Below are 19,126 nucleotides of genomic sequence, written 5' to 3' on the forward strand. Positions count from 1 at the left end.
AACCCCTTCCGGCCGACCAACAGCCAGCCGCCTACGATACCCGCAACCGTGGGGCGAGTTCTAGGCTCAGCCGCGGGGGACGCCAGTGTGGCACTGCTCTGGCCTCGGCTTTTTGGGCGCCACTGCTGGCTTGTCGCGGACAGCCTTTACCTGTCGCATGGCAGTAGCAACGGCTCGATCATGATCCGCCACGTTACCCAATCACCAGCAGTGGGCTGGATGCCTGGCGCGGCGTGCTGCGACACTCGAAGCACCAAGCCTCTCGACCTCTTGGGCTTCGCCCACCGACAACTAGGCGTGGTTCGTTTCGCGAAGTGGCCATGCGTAGTGCGAACAGCTGTCGGTGCTACCCAGTTGCTCCGCGGGCTCAGTGCCTCTGCGTGAGAATTCTTATCGTCGCTCTTGTTTTCACCCTCCGCCAGCGGAGGGTGAAAATTGGTGTTTAGATTCTCTCCAGTTTTCGCTGGGAATTGGCCACTTGTGGTGTTCTAATGGACAGGTTGTCGTTGGCTGTCGGCTTTCAGCTATCGGCTGTTGGCTTTTTTAGTGATTGGAGGTTTGTGAGATGTGATGCTTGTTTTGAACTCGAACGACTAGCGACGCGCAGGCGAAATGGTTGCTTGCGTGGGCGTTTACTGCTGCGCGCATGGTAATGCAGGTGATGGGTCTGCGTCGCTGGAAGCTCCTGGACCACATCCTACGGGCGCTCGTTGGTGACACGTTCGAAGTGGCCAGCTGAGATCCTTCGGGTCGCTGGAAGCTTCCCGCAGGATGACATCCGCTTACCCGCATCCCCAAAACTTCCCTGACCCCCGAATCCTGATCCCTGACTCCTCCCCAAAATACTTTCCCATGGGTGGGAATCTATTTTGGGCAACTATCGCGGAGGTGTTGATGCAACTTGTTATCTATCAACGACTTGCGATGCTTTCCCAGCGGGAAAATAGATTCCCACTCGATGCGTTATTGGGAATGGGAATCTATTCGAGGGTGAAAACCACTGGTTTTATAGAGTGCGTGCAGATTCAATTTACCCATCGGTGGGTAAATTGGGAAACTATTTGCCCAGCAGTGGGAATCTATATCCCTACGCGGCTCGGCGCATGGGTGGCATCGCCTCTTCGGCGGCGACAGCGTCTTGCACCAGTGGTTCCAGCCAGCGGTGGCGGCGCGATTCGGCCAGTGGGGCGAGCGTGTCGATCGGGGGGTGCCAGCCGTTGCGCATCAGGTAATGGTGCAGCCCGGAGAGGGAGATTTCGACGCCGATGCCCATTTCGTCAGCCAGTCGGCGGAGTCGCGAATTGTAGTCGCTCGCAGTGGCCGAGTTTTTCAGCTTCCGCGAACCTTCGATCGGCAACCGCGACTTGGTGCCGAGCACGTACACCGCATGGTAGGCGAGGCTATGAAAGTAATCGCGTTTGTTCGGCACCAGGCAGAGATCGCGATGGCGAATCGCTCCCCGCATCGCCTGATCGGCCAGGTGCTCCGGCAAGCAGGCGTCGTCCTGTTGTTCGCCATGCACCTGACACGGTTTGATGCCAGGCGCGGCGTCGAGCAGGTCGACCAACGTGCCCCAGGCGTCGTCGGAAGCGAGAATCGCCAGGCCGATTTCCGAATCGATCCTCGGCAGTCGCTCCCAGCCGCGGAGCACCACGTAGTCGAGGTCGCGGCCATTCAGCTCGGCGAACATACCGCGGATGCCGAGTCGCTGAGGAATGTAATGCAGCCCGCTAGGACCACGTGCTTTGCGATGCCGAATGTGGGCGACGAAGAACCGCTGGGTTAACGCCCCAGGCCGGCGGAGCGTCGCCATGCGAGCCATCGAGTAACGCCCGGTCACCAGGTGCCAGAGCCAGCCGAGCAACCCGAACAAAGTCCAGAGCGAAATCTCCGCCCTCCAGGCAACTTGATCCACATGACGCACATTACGATAGTACCAAACCTGCAGCGTGGCTGGTCCGCTGAGCATCAGCACTTCGGCGTTGTTCCGGCGGACCACCTGATTGTCGTCGGTGTAGGTAAAGTAGTTTTCCAGATCCGAACGCGCAGCATCGAGCGACTCGGCTCGCAGCGGTGTGTTGCAGATCCCCAAGTACCGATCGAAACCATTCGCCCGCAAGGCGTCGGCCGTATCGGCGTTCTCCGCACCAATCTCAATGAACACCTGCTCGGGTTTCCAAAGATTGCGTGGGTTCATGGGGTGGCTTTCATGAAACGATGGAAGCTAGTGGGGACCGGCAGCGTCGACTTCGGTAGCTCCGTCGACTCGTGCCGACAAAGTGCTAAGCCGCTTGTTGGTTGTGGTTGTCTCGCTCTAGTTCCGGGTCGGGCTGGGGCAGGGCGTAGTGCATCTCCCACAGCTTGGCTTGTTTCTGATACGAGTAGTAGGCCGAGTGCATGCAGACTTGCAGTCCGGGGATTCCATCGAGGAACCCACCACGCAGCAAGTAGAGCTGCAGGAACCGCACGGGAGCAGCCAGGGCCAGCTTCAGCAAATTGGGGTGCTTGCCAGCTTGATGGTAGTTTCGCGCGCCCCATTCAGCGTAGCGAACCATCTTGCGGCTGTAGTGATCGGAGTCCCAGGTGGTGTAGTGCACGAAGCGGCCTTGGAGCCTGCCGACTCGCTCGGCCGGAGCATCGATCTCGGCATGCACCCAGCGATCGGTGTAGCGACAAGCATCGCGCCGCACCAGTCGCACGACTCCGTCGTTGTTCCAGCCACAACGTTTGATAGGGTGACCCAGGTAATGATTATCGCGACCGATCCAGTAAGCATCCTTCGTTGCATCGTCAGCACCATCGACGATACGGCGGATTTCTTTGGCGAGCTTTGGGGTGACTCGCTCGTCGGCATCGACGATCAGCACCCACTCGTGCGCGGCTTGGGGGATGGCCCAGTTTTTGAAATCGGCCGAGCAAACGTACTCGCGCTCAATCAGTCGGCAGCCGTCGATCGAACGCACGATCGCCAGCGTATCGTCGGTCGAACCCGAATCGGCCACCAACACTTCGTCGGCTATCGACTGCACCGATTCGATGCACGGGCGAATGTTCATCCGCTCGTTCTTGCAGGGGATCAATACAGTGAGTTTGCCGGCCATCGCTTTCGACTCAGTTTATCGCTTCTGATTTGGAAAAGCCGACGAGGGTCCGCTCGTCGGGCGTGCAACCCGGGGACCGTAGCAAAATGGAAGAGATGCCGAAAGAGAAACCGCGGCCATGCTAGCATTCGGCGCAGCCGAATGCGCAGAGAGCTCTGTTTTCAGAACGCGACAGGCGCATCGCGGGCGCAGCAGTGTAGCGGGATTGCAGCTAGCAGCGAGTGGGTTGCCGAGTCGCGACTACCACTTCAGGCCGAATTGCTCGCCACCGCTGGGGCGGCCGATGCCGCCTTTGAGCTTGCCGTCGTGCTTGCGGGGAGCCTTCGGGGCGTCTGGCGGGGGAGCGAAATCGGTTTCGGCCGATTCTTCCTCGCCCTTCCGCTTGGGGGCTTCCATCAACGCCTTGAGGCTCAGGCCGATGCGTTGCTTCTCGCGGTCGAAGCTCAGCACTTTAACCTGCACTGCCTGGCCTTCGGACACCACGTCGCTGGTGCGGAACACCCGCCCGTGAGCGAGTTCCGAGATGTGGATCAGGCCTTCGACGCCGGGTTCGAGTTTGACGAACGCCCCGAAGTCCATGATCTTGCTCACCGAGCCTTCGACGGTTGCTCCGGTGTAGTAGGTCGATTCGGCCTTGTCCCAGGGGTTCTCGGCACTCTCGCGGTACGAGAGACCAATCTTACCGGTCTGGGGGTCGATCTTATCGATCTTCACTTTCACGGTTTGACCTTCGGAGAGCACCTCGCTGGGGTGGTTCACCCGATCCCAGCTCATCTTGCTCACATGAATCAAACCATCGACGCCGCCGAGGTCGACAAACGCACCGAAGTCGCGAAGGCTGCGAACAATCCCCTCGCGCATCTGCCCGGGGGCCAGCTCTTTGAGCAACTGGTCGCGTTTTTCCGACTTCTCGCGTTCCATTACCGCGCGATGACTGAGCACCAGGTTGCGGCGCTCAGGATTCGCTTCGGTGACCACTGCGTTGAGTTTTTGGCCGACGTACTCTTCGGCGTTCTCAGTGCGGTAGATCGAGATCTGACCCATCGGCATGAAGCCTCGCAGGCCGGAGACCTGGCACTCGAGGCCACCTTTGTTTACGCCGGTCACGGTGACTTCGATCACCTGACCTTCTTCCACGTCTTCCCAGTTACCAACGTCGACGGCCCCGCCTGGCAGGGTGATTTCGTAGAGCCCGTCGTCGCCGAGCTTGACGACAGTCACGTCGAGCTCGCTACCTGGTTCCGGCAGGTCGCGACCTTCAAACTGCTTGAAGGCGACCACGCCTTGGTTGCGGCCGCCGAGGTCGACGAACACGTTGTCCTGGTACACTTTGGCCACGCGACCCATCAGGCGGGTTCCTTCGGGCAGCTCGCCAGGCTCGTTGGCCTCTTTGGAAGAGATAATGTCGTCGAGCGACTGACCTTCCAGCGCGGCTTCGAGCTCTTGCTCCAAGTCGGCCGACAGACGATCGCGAACATTCGGTGGGGGATAGATCTTGCCGGTCGGGGCGGGGGCCTCTTCACGCTGCCGGGCGGCGACCTCGGGATCGAGCATCGCCGGGGGAGCGGTGGCCTGGGCCTTGGGCTTCGACTCGGCGTCTTCAGGACGCTGCGTGCCGATCCGAATCCGGTGGCCAGGGCGATCGTCGCCCTCTTCGCCAGCAGTTTCGCCAGCGGGCTCGCCAGTCGGGGCCGCTTCGTCGACTGGCTTTTGCTCCGCCGCGGGCGTGGCCTCGGCCGGAGGAGTTGGCTCAGACGGAGTAGCCTCGGCAGCCTCGGTGGCGACTTCGGTTACTTGTTCAACGTTCGTTTGTGCCTCGTCGGCAGGGCGCTCGGGAGCGGAGTCAGACATCGTTTCAGCAAAGCAGAACAAAGAGTTTTAAGGAGGCTGGGCCCACCACCCAGCAGAGCCTCGCATTCTAACAAGCTGTTTGGCCAATGGGGAGTGTTTAACAATTTTTCATGCGTTTTGCGAAACTCGCGCTGCTGGCGACCAATCGACCCAGGGGGGCCCGACCATGCGACAGCTCCCCAGAACGTACGCAAAGCCCTGTGAGAGTCCCTACCAGAGGGTGGTCGCTGGGCGATCAGCGGTATACCCAGATGCCATTTACCCAGGCGCCAGTATCTTACGCAAATGGTAGTGGAACTTGCCCAGCTTACCTCCGTAGTTGCCGGCCGACAGGGCGGGAATCTCCGGGCCAGCGGCCGCATGCAGGGCTAGCCGCATGGCGTCGGCCACCGCGGATTCGCTGGTGCCGTTTATCACAACTTCGTACGCACACTGGGCTTCCGGCACGAGCTGCGTGGCCACTCGCCCGCGAAGCGTGGGGCAAAACGCGTCGTTGGTCGAGGCTACCAGCCCGTCGTAGCGCGAGCCGACTTTGCTGCCGCTGCGGACTACGCCGCCAGGGAACGGGGTTATCACCTCGGCCAGCGAGGCGACTGCTTCCACGGCTCGCCGGGCCGAGTCGAGGGCCGCGCGCTGGCTGGTTCCCTGCACGATCAGGTTTCCCCCAGCGACCCCTTTTTGCACGCCGAGGGAGTCTTCCACCAGGAACTCACCATCCATTACGGGGATCCGCCAAAACCGCCGATCGGCTGGTTTTTTGCTCTTTTGAAATCCGTCGCCGAAGAATCGGATGTGGCTCCCCAGCGGAATGCGATCCTGCTCCACGGAGTCGTCGGGCGGCAACCCGTCGTACACGGCCGAGGTCGCGCAGGTCATCACGCACTGACCCACCCGCTTCGGCAAGGCCTTGGCCAGCGCGTCGGTCGAGAACCCAAACGCCAGCACCGCCGCGGCCGGCCGGCCGTCGGGCGATTCGTCAGCCGCCAGGCGGCGTTCCACGGCAATTTCGGCATCGCACTGAATGACGCTCGAACCGTAGCCGCACAGCTCGCGAGTCGCAGCGTCGAGCCAGTAGTCGTTGATGGCCGACACGATGAGCCGCGCGTAACGCATGCGAAACGCTTCGGCAAAGGTATCGACAACAAACGTAGGACCTATCTGCATGCGGTCCATCATCGCCGGACAAAGCAACCGCGACAAGCCGAGGCAAGTTGTCGGAAATCGAGATCGCTTGGTTTAGAAGAATCCCCCGCCACCTTGAGGAATGGGGGGCTGAGGAGCCTCCGGGGCATTCGTGCTGTCGTCGCCGGTAGCTTCGCGATGTTCTCGAAGCTGGCGAAAATATTCTTGCATGGAAGCTTCATAGTGACGTTGAGCAGTCAGTTGTTGTTGGTAGGAAAGGTCGACGTGTGGTATGGAATATTCGTGTTGCTTCGCCCGCCTTAGGGCATCGAACAAATGGGTGAGCTGCTCGTGCACGTCGGTGGTCTGTGAAATAACCAGTAGCCCTGGCTGTATGGCGCGAATCTCTGCTTCGGGGCCACCATTCTCTACCCAGGTGTCGCTGGCAACCGTCGAGATAATCAGATCGATCAATGCGCTGATGTCTTCGGATCGGCGTTTCTTGTCCTCTGCTTCGGAGTTGTTCTCGTAACCAGGCTTTGCTGCCAGAATATCGCCGACCGGATATATAGCCACCTTAGGTCGGGTGAGGGCTTCGTCATCGCTAGTAACCAGCAGCACCTCATCGGAGATCATGTAAGTCAAGTCGAATGGACGCAGCAGGTGTTGCAGTGCCGACCCAAGCGACATATGACGCAGGTTGACGGAGACCACTTCGTCGGGGGAAATGGCGAGGTCGTCGAGCGCTGGGAGATCCAGCAGTACTTCGATTTCGTATTCGTCGCGAATGAACGCGACGACTTCGCTCAAAGGGGTATCGGTGAATTGCAGCCCACTCTTATACAGCGGGCGGGCGAGCACCTTCCGAATCCGCTCGTTCACCAACGCGTTCGGTTCGGCATAGAACACAGGAGTATTGATGCGGCTACTCGATAGAGGCTGTTCGCGCAGAGCACTATTTTCCCTCGCCCGCGATTCGGGGGCAGGCTCTTCGGCCGGTGCGGCGAACAGGCCGTCGGCGTCCCCCATCTGGTCCGGCTCTGGGGAGCCGAACAAATCGTCATCGCTCGCGTTGCCGTCGGAGGGGGCGAACAGGTCATCTTCCGACGAACCGAACAGATCCGTCTCTCGTTCGTCGTTTGCCGGAGATCCGCCGAACAGATCGTCCTGGCTATGCCCAAACTGCGGGGCGAGCAGGCACCCAGCGACCAGGATGGCCGCCAGTGAAAGAATGGTTCGTTGAACGCTCATGATGTTTTATACCCCTGTGGAATTGGTGGACCGAGCCAAAGCTTACTGCGGAGGAGCAGATGCCTCGTCTCGCAGGTCGCGAGCTGTCGGAGCGATTCGACGCAGGCGCGCCTGGTACGCGGTGTCGTCTTCGTCGAAGCCTTGCGACGGAAGTCGGGCTTGTGGCCCAATGCGGCTTGGTTGGGCATACTCGTGTTGCTGGGCCTTACGAATAGCCTGCAGCAGGCTCTGCACCTGTTGATGCACCTCGTACGTATTCGAAACGATGATCAAGTTCGGTTTGGCATAGCGAATCAATCCAGGGTGGCCATTGTACAGCCATCCATCCACATTGCAGTTTGCCACGACGATCTCTTGCAACACCTGGATCGGCAGTTTGGGGTTGCCTTGAGCATCGCTCGCCAGTTGACCATCGTCGACTTGCATCGGCTCGATGATATCGCCTGTTGGGTAGACGATCACCTTCAATTGCGACAGGGCTTCGTCCTCGGAAGTCACCACTAACACCCCGCTGTTCTCCACCAGAAAGGTCAGATCCAACTGGCGAAGCAGATGACGCAAGGCGCTGCGAAGCGTCACCCGCTGCTGGTCGATGGTTACCGGATCGTCGGGCGACAAGCCGAGGTCGTCGAGTGCATCGAGGTCGAGTCGGATTTCGAGCTTGTATTCCTGGCGAATATATCGCAGCACTTCCGATAGTGATTCGTCTTGAAACTCCAGGCCCTCCTGATGCAGCGGGCGGTCGATGATTTGCTCGACCTCCTGCCAACGCTTGGGTAGATCGTCGGCCCAAAACACAGGACCCCCCAGGCGCTTGGTGATCTCGGCATCCAGCTCCGGCGAGCGAGTGAGCGGGGCTGGGGCCTGCGGGGGCTGGCCGAGACCCCTGAGCGTCGGCAGCACCGCCACCATCACCAGCAGGGCAAGTAATGTGGTTTTCACTGAACTCATCGAGATTCCCTCTCTTGGGGCTCGACCTCACGTGCTCGACCTCCTGCGCCTGTTCTTCCACCAAACTCTCCGCCACGGCCGCCGAACCCTCCGCCCCCGCGGCCGCCGAACTCTCCTCCACCGTAGCCGCCATCGCCACCATAACCGCCGCCAAATCCTTCGTTACGCGGTGGTTGGGGGGAGGGCACTGCGTAATCGTCTTGCTTCGCCAACCGAAGCGCAGCGAGTAACTGCTGCACCTGTTCGTGCACCGCTTGCGTTTGCGAGATGACCAAAAGGCCAGGCTGCAGCGGTCGCATCTCGGCCAGGGGACCTCCGTTTTCGACCCACGTGTCGGAGGCCACGGTCGAGAGGATGTTGCCAATTAGGCTGTCGAAATCTTGGGGCATCCGGGGATTGTTGGGGTCGGAGAGAATATCGCCGACCGGGTAGACGGCCACGGTCATCATCGTGGCGGCTTGTTCTTCGGAGGTAATCAGCAGCACCTCGTTGTCGACTACGTAAGTCAGCTCCCCTGGCTTGAGCATCAGGCGAAGTGCCGAGCCGAGCGTGATGTTGCGCATGTTGACATTGATTGGATCATCGGGCGAGATTGCTAGATCGTCGAGGGCGGGGATGTCGAGCTGAACTTCGATGTTGTACTCATCGCGAAGAAAATCAACGATCTCCGACAGTGGGGCGTCTTGGAACTCAAGTCCCAGAGGATTCAGCGGCTGGGCCAGGGCGTAGCGGATGGCTTTGTGCCGTTCCGAATCGCCATCGGCCCAGTAGACGGGCGTTTTCGGTTTGGGCGGGGCGGGGCGAGCATCGCGCTCCTGTGGACGCGGGGCCGGCGGGGCAGGTGCCTCGGCAGTAGGAGCCGACTCGGATCCACCAAAGCCAAAGGGATTATCACCTTCGCCGAAGGGATTATCGCCACCAGGTCCGTCGAAAGGGTTCTCTTCGCCAGGGCCGCCGAAAGGGTCCTGGGCCTGCGTGAGCGTGGGACTCATCGCAAAAGTGCAGGCTGCCAATAGAAATACGGGTGCCGCCAGACGCGAAATACTCATCGTCGATCTCCCCTTGGATTAGCGCTGACCTCGCCGGAAATGGCGAAGCCGGTTGATTGCCACGATAACGGGAATCGCAGCGCGCGGGGAGATTTATTCCGCAAAACCTGCAAAGTACCAAGGAGTAGGCAAATCGCTCGAGTGGCTTGCAAGCGTAGAGAGGACTGCTTTAAGCGAAAGCAGCATCAAGCCTGGCTCAGCCGGCCTTGCAAGCGGGCGACAGTCCACTCGTAACCCCAAGCAGGCGACCGCCACTTTCGTACCAACCAAAGCTGGTGAACCGGCACCAAAGCAGGTCGACCTCGAGTTGCACGATGCCTTCGTCGGGCAGTTCGATTTCGAGCATCCCGTGGCGGTAGGGAATCGGTTTCTGGTGGAAGAATCCGATCCCACGGTCGCATACGTCTTTGCCGACCACGGTGAACGACTGCGCAAGCTCCGGCGGCAGTTCGTCGCGCGGTGAGAGTTCAAAGATATAGGGGATTGCATGTCGCGTGGTGCTGCGACGTTCGCGGCCAACTTTTGGTTGTAGCCGCTTGAGGAGTTCTGCGACTTGCGATCCAAGCATACGAGGAACTTGGCACGTCAGTCCGCCGGTAGGGGTGTTACCAATCCAAGCCATGAATGCGAATTCCAGACGGTGCAGCCCGAGCGCAACATCGGGCAAAAGGAGGAGGGGGCTTCGCGTCGGTCGTGACAGAAGCGGGTGGTGGGACGAGCGGCCCACGGCACGAGTAGATTGGGTCTACCGAGGCGAACCAGTGAAAAGTAGCTTGCCAAACAGAGCTTTGCCAACGAAGTTTTGGCACTTCGCGCAAGGGGTAGGAAGTATTTTCCGGCAGAATCGGCAAACGCGCAAACGCAGGAGCTTGCGGAATAATAGGAGTGTGCGGACCTGGCAGAGGTGTGTCGTTTGGGCTCGCTACGGAACCAGATTCGAGACCAAAAGGGCGATGCCGCACATCACGGCGACGATGCCAGCGACCACAAACACGTCGCGCCAGCCGGCCATCGCCTGACGCTGCTGTTCGACTGCCAGCGGCATTTGAACCAACGTCCGCGACTGCCGCCGCGTGGCCGTGGTGCGCAAAGCCGTTTGTTGCAGTTCGGCCATTACCGCGCGTGCGGGCTGCGACTCGCCCCAGTAGCCAGGCAGGTCGCGGCCTTCCCAGGCGGGAACCGACTCCTCAAACACGTCGTGGGCGGGGCGCAACGCTTCGGCAATGCGCCAGCAAGTGGGGCAATGGTCGAGATGGTTTTCCACTTCGATGTCCGAACGATCGCCTGTGGGAAAGGGACCACTCGTGAGAATCATGAAAACCTGATCGCAATTCATCGAACAAGCCTCCGAACCAACGACTTTTTGAAAGAGGTGCAGCGGTATCGCTACGCAATCCAAGTGGGCAAACCGGGCAGCCGGATTGGTTGCGCGAGATATGGAAAAAGTGACGACCGCCTAAGTCGAAGTTGCAAGTCCAGAAGAGTGTTTCGTAGTTTAGCCGAATTAGCGGGCGTGATGCCAGACGTGTTTTTCAAGAACCAGCGGTCCTCGGCCATCCGCAGTTGCGGGCCGAGGTCGCTGATTCTGCAAGCCGGCAGGTGGTTATTCGAGCGACTTCAGCGCCGCGAGCACTTTCTCGTCGTGCCCATCCACTTGCACCCGCTTCCATACCTTCGCAACTTTGCCCTGGGCGTCGATGAGAAACGTGCTGCGTTGGATGCCCATCGACTTCTTGCCGTACATGTTCTTCTCGCGCCAGGCACCGTATTTTTCGGCGACTTTGTGATCCTCATCGACCAGCAGCGGGAAGTTCAGTTCGTATTTGTCGCGGAATTTCACGTGGCTTTCGATCGAGTCGGTGCTCACGCCGAGCACGACGGCTCCCAGTTTCTTGAGCTCGGCTTTCGCATCGCGAAACGCGCAGGCCTCGCGGGTGCAGCCGGGCGTGTTGTCGCGGGGGTAGAAATAGAGCACCACCGGCGAGCCCGCCAGTTCCGACAAGCGAACCTTCGACCCGTCGTCGGCGGTCAGTGTAAATGCGGGGGCTTTTTTGCCTTCCTCCACCCAATCGGCCATCGTTCGATCCTTAAAATATTTGTGAGTTGCACAACGCGAAACGCTGTAATTGTAGGCGTCTGCGGGCGAGTGAGGAGCCCCGACCGGGCCGCCGCAATTGTTCCGCCGCCGATTGTTCGATAAAATGCAGAGCTTAGGACAACAATTCCCCTTACTCCAATGAACCTTACGAGCCCCTTGTCTGAACCCACCCCCGCCAGCGACACACGTGCCGAGCGCAGCTTGCAGCTCGCGATAGCCGCTGCCCGCACCGCCGCCGATAACCGTGGCCAGAACATCCGTCTCCTCGATATGCGAGGGGTCACGCCCGAGTTCGACTACTTCGTGATTGTCACCGGTAATAGTCGCCGGCAGCTGCACGCGATCAGCGAAGAGATCGATCACTGCCTGGAAGACGACCTCGGCGACAAGCGGATAGGCATCGAAGGCTACAGCGAAAGCCGCTGGATCTTGCTCGATTATGGTTCGGTGGTCGTGCACCTGTTCGATCAGGAAACCCGCGACTACTACGCCCTCGAGGATCTCTGGCAGGATTCGAAGCCGGTAGAGCTTCCCTGGCAGGACGACGAGCCGACCGCCGGCGAGTAAACCGCAGCGGTTTGTAGTTTCCGTCCACTCCCAGACTTTACTCCTAGGGGGCTGCTGTGTCTGTAGCCCGCCCTGCGCAGCTGCGTATCGCGATCTGTTGCCTGGCGGCCCGTAGCGCGAGCCCCCTCCATGCTCGCCCGTCGCTAGGGTACAAACTAGGTTTTGCGGTCGCCTAGGCACACTCTCCCACCCCTCGGAAATCATGAACTTTCTCGCCGAACTACGTGAACGGTTTGCCAACAGCCTGGCCTCGCTCGATGGATTCACCGGCGACGTTGCCCCTGTGTTGGAATTGATTCGCTCGAGCAACGATGCCAAGTTTGGCGACTACCAGGCCAATTGCGCGATGCCGCTCGGCAAGCAGCTTGGCAAGCCGCCGCGGGAGATTGCCGCCGCGCTGGTCGCTGCGCTCGACGTGTCCGACCTGTGCGAACCGCCCGAGATCGCCGGCCCGGGCTTCATTAATCTCAAGCTCACCGACGCTGCCTTGGTGGGAGCACTGCAGGCCGCGGCCGCCGATACCGAGCACCTCGGTGTGCCGACCGTCGCGAAGCCGCGCACCGTGGTGGTCGACTACTCGTCGCCCAACGTGGCCAAACCGATGCATGTGGGCCACATTCGATCGACCGTCATCGGGGCGGCCATTGGCAACGTGCTTCGTTTCCTGGGCCATCGGGTGATCACCGACAATCATATCGGCGACTGGGGCACCCAGTTCGGCATGATCATCTACGGCTACAAGCACTTCGCCGACGAAGCAGCCATCGCCAAAGATCCCGTGCCCGAACTGAGCCGGCTCTATCGGCTCGTGAACACGTTGGTGGAGTACCACAACGCGAAGAATAACGGACTGCCGGCCCTCGAAGAGAAGCTCGCCACCCAGCAGCAGCTTGTCGACGAGCTCAAGGCCGTCGAGCCGACCGGCGACAAGAAAGCCGACAAGGCGGCCGCCAAAAGGCTACGGCAGGCGGAGAACTCCCTCAACGATCTGCTCGGCGAGCAAAAGTCGCTCGAAGAGAAGCTCGCCAAGATCGACGACGACCCTCAGCTCGCCCCGCTGGCAACGGAACACACGAACATCGCGCGGGCGGTACTCGACGAGACTGCCAAGCTTCACTCTGGCGACACGACGAATAAAGAGCTGTGGGAGACGTTCCTGCCAGCGTGCCTGACCGCGATCCAGAAAACATACGATCGGCTGAACGTTACGTTCGACCATACGCTTGGCGAGAGCTTCTATCACGATCGCTTGCAAGCCGTGGTCGACGACCTGGTCGCCCGCGGGCTGGCGACCGAGAACGAGGGGGCGATGTGCGTGTTCCTCGAAGGTCATGCGGCTCCGTTTATTGTGCGGAAGCAGGATGGTGCCTTCCTGTACTCCACGACTGACTTGGCGACCATCGCTTACCGGCTCGAGAAGTGGCAGCCCGATGCCATCCTGTACGTGGTCGATCATCGGCAAGGTTTGCACTTCGAGCAATTGTTCGCCACGGCCAAGCAGTGCGGCTGCGAGAACGTTGAACTAATGCACGTGAGCTTCGGCACCGTACTCGGTAAAGATGGCAGGCCGTATAAAACCCGCAGCGGCGACGCGGTTGGTTTGATGGGTTTGTTGGACGAAGCGGTCGACCGCGCCCGATCGCTGGCCGACGCGAGTCCCATGCTCAAGACCGACGAGGAACGGCAGCAAGTCGCCGAGCGAATCGGCATCGGTGCAATCAAGTACGCCGACCTGGCCCACAATCGAACCAGCGATTACAAGTTCGACTACGACAAGATGCTGGCCATGAATGGCAACACGGCTGCTTACATGCAGTACAGCTACGCCCGCGTGCGGGGGATTTTCGAGAAGGCCGAAGTCACCGAAACCGAGGCCCTGGCCGGCGCCGACCAACTGGTGCTCGGCTCGCCCGAAGAACGGGCGCTCGGGATGATGCTTTGCCGATTTGCCGAATCGCTCGACAAGGTGTTAGAAGAGTACCGACCAAATCATTTGACGAGTTACTTGTTCGATCTGGCAAGCTCGTATGCTGGGTTCTTCCAGAACTGCCCAGTGATTAAGGCCGAGACCGATTCGCTACGAACGAGTCGCCTGGCCCTCTGCGCGCTGACCGCCCGCACCTTGGGAATAGGCATGGGGCTACTTGGTATTGAGTGCGTGGAGCGGATGTAGACCGCGAGGTCCAGATTGCGCATTCCCCACGACTTCTCTAACTGGAGTGTGCGAAGCTGCGCACTCTGCTCTTTGTGGCTCACCAAGTAACCAGTCGCAAGAGTCAGCGGCACTTGAAATACCGGCGCGCGAGGGTGAGCGGTTCTGGCGACACCCAGTCGGGAGCATCAACCTTGTCGTGTGATGAAGAAGCTGACTTTTCTCTTGTTCCGCCTGCGGTAGGTACGCTGCGGTGATCTATGTTTGCACAGTTGTCGCTAGCAATATAGGCATATCAAGACGACTAGAATCGCTCGCATGTGTGGGGGCTGAGATCATCCACACAAAGTCCGCAGAGGGGACCCGAAGATGAATGGCACGCTTCCTGGTATCGAGTCAGCACTCGTACTCGAACCGCTCCACGTAGCGCTCGAAAACGAACCTCGGGATCTCACCTTTCGTTTCCAAGATGCTACTACCGAAGCCACGACTGCACTCAACACGGTGCTTGATGGTTGGATGCAGGACGTCGATTGGGTCGACACCCGTACGGGGCGTCTTGAGGTGTGCACGGTGGAGCTGGCTTCGAACGCCAATCAGATTGCTTCGGAGACGCAGTTAATCTGTCAGGAAGTCACTTCGGTCGCTACCGCTAGCGAAGAGCTGAACACCAACATGGCCAGCATCGCAGCCAGCGCCGAACAGATGTCGGTCAACACCAAGACACTTGCTGCCGCGGCGGAAGAAATGTCGGTTTCCATTATCGAAGTCGCCAAAAACTCCGATCGTTCCGCCCACGACGCCGAGTCGGCATCGACGCGGGCCAAGGAAGCCAATGAAACCATGCGTGAGCTAGGCGAAGCCGCGCTCGGCATTGGCAAAGTGGTAGAAGCCATCAAAGACATTGCCGAGTAGACCAAGTTGCTCGCGTTGAACGCAACGATCGAAGCCGCTCGCGCTGGCGATGTCGGACGTGGCTTCGGCGTAGTCGCAACCGAAGTCAAGGAACTCGCCCGGCAGTCGGCCGACGCTAGTGAAGACATTCGCAAGCGGATCGAATATGTGCAGGATCAAGTAAGTCGAGCCGAGCAGGCGGTGGCCAGCATCAGCGAAGATGTATCAGGCATGAGCCTGATCTCGCAGTCGATTGCGACCGCTTTGGAACAGCAGCGAGCCACCACGCAAGAGATCGCCCGCAACGTTGCCGAGAATTCCTCGGCCGCGCAAAGTGTCGCTCGGCAGGTTTCCGAGTCGGCCACGGTCTGCGGCATGATCACCAAGAGTGTGGTGGAGATCGACAGCGCGGTAAAGAAAGTAGTAACCGGAGCTGGTGAGTCGCAGCATGCAAGTGATGAACTCACAGCGATTTCGGACGAGCTACTGGAGTTCGGTAAGCATCGCAAAGCCAATCACAAGCGGTTCGATTCTATCCCCATCAAGGCCGCCCACGGCAAATGGCGGGTGAAGCTGGCCGAGATCTTGGGAACCTGCCGAGCTTCGCGAAAATCGAAGCCCAGCACGCAGCCGTACACGCCATGGCGCGGAAGATCGTCGATCTCTATCACCAAGGCGATTGTCGCGAAGCGGCCGTGGAGCTGAGCGAGTTCCCCAAACTCACCAGCGAGCTATTCAAGACGCTGGATCAGCTAGAGCTGGAAGCCAACCGCTCGTAGGTCGAGCAACCATTCTCGTGCAAGCTGGGCGAGCGCGCCGGGGAGCTTTTCGTCGCAAGGCGGAAAGCTCCCCATTTGCGTTTGGTAGCAGGTGAACCTGTGGAACCAACTTGCCGGCTAGTTCCATCGGTAGTGTGATAGGAACGGGTGTTCAGTGCATGCATCAGGTTGAAGTAGCCAAGGCTTCGATTCGACACGCTAATAGATTACAATATTACTTGACAATGAAGGTGAGCGGGGCATATTGCCAAGCGTGCTTGCCGCTCAAGTGTCTTTTCTAAGCGTCTCTTAATTCAGCATCCTTCACCCCCAAGGAACCATGCCTCACCGATACAGGCTGCAATTTCCCGCCGCGCAAGAGCACAATCTCGACCAAGACCAAGCTTACTTTAATCTTGTAGAAGACGGCACACAGCGTAAATATCTCTTTCACGATTACGATCGTATCTACACCAAACCAGGCTTATACGAACAACTGTTCTACGAGCGGCTCAAATGTAACTCGCCACAGAAAGTGGCCAAGTTGCTGGAGGTAAGCCTGATTGCTGAATGGGCGAACCGCAACGAGTTGCGCGTGCTCGATCTGGGAGCCGGCAACGGCATGATGGCCGAGCAGCTTCGCAACTTGGGAGTCGCTCGCATCGTGGGAGCCGACATTATTCCCGAGGCTCGCGAAGCCGCCTATCGCGATCGTCCCTACGTGTACGACGATTACGTGGTGGCCGACTTCACCGATCTGCCGGAAACGGTCACTCAAGATTTGATCGAATGGCGGTTCGATTGCTTGACTTCGGTCGCCGCGCTAGGGTTTGGCGACATTCCTCCGCTGGCGTTCTTCTCGGCGCTCAAACTCATCGAAACCAACGGCTGGGTGGCGTTCAACATTAAAGAGACCTTCCTCGATCGTTCCGACCGCACCGGGTTCTCGCGGATGGTTCGCGAGCTGATTTTCTCCGAATATATGGACGTGCACATCCTCGAACGGTATACCCATCGGTTGTCGATGGAAGGGGTGCCGCTCAAGTACTACGCCTTGGTCGGCCGCCTTACCGCGGCGATTCCCGATGACTTTCTCGATCGAGTCGAGGCAAATGGCAATTGAGTAGTGAGCCCACGCAATCCGGCACACCAGTGCTGTCGCCCGCTCGCCGGGCGGCGGTGCTGACCACGTTGATCGTGGCCGGCGAGTCGATCTTCTTCTTGCCATTTCTATTGCCCCGTACATTTCGCCCGACGTTGCTCGAAGTGTTCGAGCTTACCAATCTTCAGCTCGGCACCGCCCAGGCCGCTTATGGCATCGTTGCTGTGGTCGCCTACGCCCTCGGCGGCCCGCTGGCCGATGTCTTCAAGCCGCGTACGCAAATGGCCATTGCCTTGGCAACCACCGCCCTCGGTGGAGCCATGCTCTGGCAAATTCCCTCGCTCACCAGTTTGAAGGTGCTGTACGCGTACTGGGGATTCACCACCATCGCCCTGTTTTGGGCGGCGCTGATGAAAGCCACCCGCGAGCTTGGCGGCAAAATGTCGCAAGGCACTGCCTTTGGGGTGCTCGACGGAGGTCGCGGGCTGCTGGCCGTGGCGATCAGCACCGTGTTGGTTTGGGTGTACGCGTCGCTGTTGCCGAGCGACGTGGCCGCCGCCACACTCGCCGAGCGGACCCTGGCCTTTCAATGGGTGATTGGCATTACGGCAACTTGCTGTCTTCTCGCGGGATTGCTGGTGCTGGTGGTGATTCCTAAACAGATGACCGCTGAGAACGATACCGTAAGCGAGGGCACTCTGGCTGAACGCATGGAGCAGGCAAGGTTGGGGATTGCCCGCGTGCTGGCCATGCCGAGTGTCTGGCTGCAAGCGGCGATCATCGTAGCCGCTTACGCAGCATTCAAAGCGACCGCCGACTTCTCGCTCTACGCCACGCAAGTGCTGGGCGCCGACGAAGTGCAGGCGGCCAAGTTGTATAATCTGTCGCTGTGGATGAGGCCGATCGCAGCCATTGGTTTCGGAGTATTGGCCGATCGCTTGAAAGCCTCGTACCTGGTGATCGTCTGCTTCGCGCTGGTGTTGTTCGGCAGCATCGGCCTCGCTGGTCAGGCCTGGGGAGCTGATACCTACACGCTGTTCATGGTGAATGTGATTAGTGTGAGCATCGGAGCTTACGCGCTGCGAGGGCTCTATTTCGCCATCATGGAGGAAGCCAAGATTCCGCTGCTGCTCACAGGCCGGGCGGTGGGGCTGGCCTCGGTGGTAGGCTACACGCCGGAGATCTTCATGGCTCCCTTCATCGGTTACCTGACCGATTCGTGGCCCGGTCGTGTGGGGCATCATTACGTCTACCTTTCGGTCATGGCTTTCGCGCTGCTGGGGATCGTCGCTGGGGTGCTGTTCCGTCGGGTGGTGGCTCCTCGAGCGGGGTAAATCGGCCACGAGTGCTATCGCACGCTGTAAATCGATGGGCATATCTTCTTTTCTAAGTCGTGTCCTCTAAATGGTTTGTGATAGTTGACCGATTCCGCAACTTTCGACTAACCGACATCTCGTGACCTGACGATATATGGAGTAACCGAGTCACGCTCGCCGCTTCGGATGGCAGCGACTCGTTTTCCATTACGTCTACTACCACCATTTGGAGGGTTAGTCATGGTTCGTACACTACTCGCTACCGCGGCGGTTCTGGTTGTTTCGTATTCACAAGTTCAAGCGCAAGCTCCTCGCACTCCGGTGTCCGCCAAGCCGGTTTCGGCGCGTCAGGCCGAGCCGCAGCCGCTGTTCCGCCATGCTTCGGTCAACGAAGCCTGGGCGGCCGTGCAGCAGAGTCGCAAGCCGATGTTCTTGTACGTGACTTCCGACAACTGCTACTTCTGCAAGAAGATGATTCAGGAGACCTACACGAATCCTCAGATTCGTTCGGGCGTGTCGGCTTACTCCGAGCCGGTGGCCTTCAATGCTTCCGAGACGCCCGAGCTGGCGAAGAAACTTGGCGTGCGTGCGTTCCCCACCACGCTGGTGATTTCGCCGGAGAACAAATTGCTGCACAAGATCGAAGGCTTTGTCGAGCCCAAGGACTTTGCCGAGCAGGTGTGGCCCGTACTGCAACAGGCCGAGCTGGAGCGTCGCGAAGTACTGCAAGCCGCGGCGGCACGGCGACGGCAAGCCGAAATGCAATCGCAACGCATCGGTCTGCGAAACATGCACGAAGCACCTGCCGACCAGAACATGGTGACGATTCAGGACTAACCGGGTGCGGTAATTCATCTGGATGCAAAAGCTACTTGCTGATAGAGTGCTAGCGGAGGATTTGTGATGAGTACGAC

Annotated in this window: 17 protein-coding genes; 7 read left to right on the plus strand and 10 right to left on the minus strand. The window is 59.4% G+C overall.

Going from position 1 to position 19,126, the window contains the following annotated elements; genetic code table 11:
- Window positions 1-1,087: 1,087 nt before the first annotated feature.
- The 10 genes from Pan181_RS01850 to bcp all read right to left on the minus strand — a co-directional run bounded on the left by Pan181_RS01850 (window position 1,088) and on the right by bcp (window position 11,402).
- Window positions 1,088-2,197: a hypothetical protein gene (locus tag Pan181_RS01850; RefSeq protein ID WP_145245217.1), complete on the minus strand. Its 1,110-nt coding sequence runs from the start codon at window positions 2,195-2,197 to the stop codon at window positions 1,088-1,090.
- 85 nt (window positions 2,198-2,282) lie between these two features.
- Entirely contained in the window at window positions 2,283-3,101 is an 819-nt protein-coding gene (locus Pan181_RS01855) for a glycosyltransferase family 2 protein (protein ID WP_145245218.1), read from the minus strand.
- Between the two features lie 240 nt (window positions 3,102-3,341).
- Entirely contained in the window at window positions 3,342-4,952 is a 1,611-nt protein-coding gene (locus Pan181_RS01860) for a 30S ribosomal protein S1 (protein ID WP_145245219.1), read from the minus strand.
- 258 nt (window positions 4,953-5,210) lie between these two features.
- A complete protein-coding gene (fhcD, locus tag Pan181_RS01865; protein WP_145251930.1) occupies window positions 5,211-6,116 on the minus strand; it encodes a formylmethanofuran--tetrahydromethanopterin N-formyltransferase in 906 nt (301 codons plus the stop codon).
- A gap of 72 nt (window positions 6,117-6,188) precedes the next feature.
- A complete protein-coding gene (locus tag Pan181_RS01870) occupies window positions 6,189-7,325 on the minus strand; it encodes a hypothetical protein (protein WP_145245220.1) in 1,137 nt (378 codons plus the stop codon).
- 42 nt (window positions 7,326-7,367) lie between these two features.
- Entirely contained in the window at window positions 7,368-8,276 is a 909-nt protein-coding gene (locus Pan181_RS01875; RefSeq protein ID WP_145245221.1) for a glycosyltransferase family 1 protein, read from the minus strand.
- Window positions 8,273-9,325, minus strand: a complete 1,053-nt coding sequence (locus Pan181_RS01880) for a DUF4974 domain-containing protein (protein WP_145245222.1) — start codon at window positions 9,323-9,325, stop codon at window positions 8,273-8,275. The genes Pan181_RS01875 and Pan181_RS01880 overlap by 4 nt, the downstream gene beginning before the upstream one ends.
- A gap of 196 nt (window positions 9,326-9,521) precedes the next feature.
- Window positions 9,522-9,947 carry a hypothetical protein gene (locus Pan181_RS01885; RefSeq protein WP_145245223.1) on the minus strand — a complete coding sequence of 142 codons (426 nt, stop codon included), beginning with the start codon at window positions 9,945-9,947 and terminating at the stop codon, window positions 9,522-9,524.
- A 300-nt stretch (window positions 9,948-10,247) separates the two neighbouring features.
- The gene (locus tag Pan181_RS01890) at window positions 10,248-10,661 is read right to left on the minus strand and encodes a hypothetical protein (RefSeq protein ID WP_145245224.1); all 414 of its coding nucleotides are present in this window, start codon (window positions 10,659-10,661) and stop codon (window positions 10,248-10,250) included.
- Window positions 10,662-10,928: 267 nt separating this feature from the next.
- The gene (gene bcp / locus Pan181_RS01895) at window positions 10,929-11,402 is read right to left on the minus strand and encodes a thioredoxin-dependent thiol peroxidase (protein ID WP_145245225.1); all 474 of its coding nucleotides are present in this window, start codon (window positions 11,400-11,402) and stop codon (window positions 10,929-10,931) included.
- A gap of 177 nt (window positions 11,403-11,579) precedes the next feature.
- Between bcp and rsfS the strand changes: the two genes are divergently transcribed.
- The 7 genes from rsfS (at window position 11,580) to Pan181_RS01930 (ending at window position 19,049) form a co-directional block, all read left to right on the plus strand.
- Window positions 11,580-11,990, plus strand: a complete 411-nt coding sequence (gene rsfS / locus Pan181_RS01900) for a ribosome silencing factor (protein ID WP_231943725.1) — start codon at window positions 11,580-11,582, stop codon at window positions 11,988-11,990.
- A gap of 202 nt (window positions 11,991-12,192) precedes the next feature.
- On the plus strand, window positions 12,193-14,163 hold the full coding sequence (gene argS, locus Pan181_RS01905) for an arginine--tRNA ligase (protein WP_145245227.1): 1,971 nt from the start codon (window positions 12,193-12,195) through the stop codon (window positions 14,161-14,163).
- Window positions 14,164-14,511: 348 nt separating this feature from the next.
- Window positions 14,512-15,057 (plus strand): hypothetical protein, encoded by a 546-nt coding sequence (locus Pan181_RS01910; RefSeq protein WP_145245228.1) that lies wholly within the window; start codon window positions 14,512-14,514, stop codon window positions 15,055-15,057.
- A 6-nt stretch (window positions 15,058-15,063) separates the two neighbouring features.
- Entirely contained in the window at window positions 15,064-15,741 is a 678-nt protein-coding gene (locus tag Pan181_RS01915) for a methyl-accepting chemotaxis protein (RefSeq protein ID WP_145245229.1), read from the plus strand.
- Between the two features lie 393 nt (window positions 15,742-16,134).
- Window positions 16,135-16,917 (plus strand): class I SAM-dependent DNA methyltransferase, encoded by a 783-nt coding sequence (locus Pan181_RS01920; RefSeq protein WP_145245230.1) that lies wholly within the window; start codon window positions 16,135-16,137, stop codon window positions 16,915-16,917.
- Entirely contained in the window at window positions 16,914-18,230 is a 1,317-nt protein-coding gene (locus Pan181_RS01925; protein ID WP_197528822.1) for an MFS transporter, read from the plus strand. The genes Pan181_RS01920 and Pan181_RS01925 overlap by 4 nt, the downstream gene beginning before the upstream one ends.
- 222 nt (window positions 18,231-18,452) lie before the next feature.
- Window positions 18,453-19,049 (plus strand): thioredoxin family protein, encoded by a 597-nt coding sequence (locus Pan181_RS01930; RefSeq protein WP_197528824.1) that lies wholly within the window; start codon window positions 18,453-18,455, stop codon window positions 19,047-19,049.
- The last annotated feature ends 77 nt before the right edge of the window (window positions 19,050-19,126 follow it).

The sequence above is a fragment of the Aeoliella mucimassa genome (genome assembly GCF_007748035.1).
Classification (GTDB): Bacteria; Planctomycetota; Planctomycetia; order Pirellulales; family Lacipirellulaceae; genus Aeoliella; species Aeoliella mucimassa.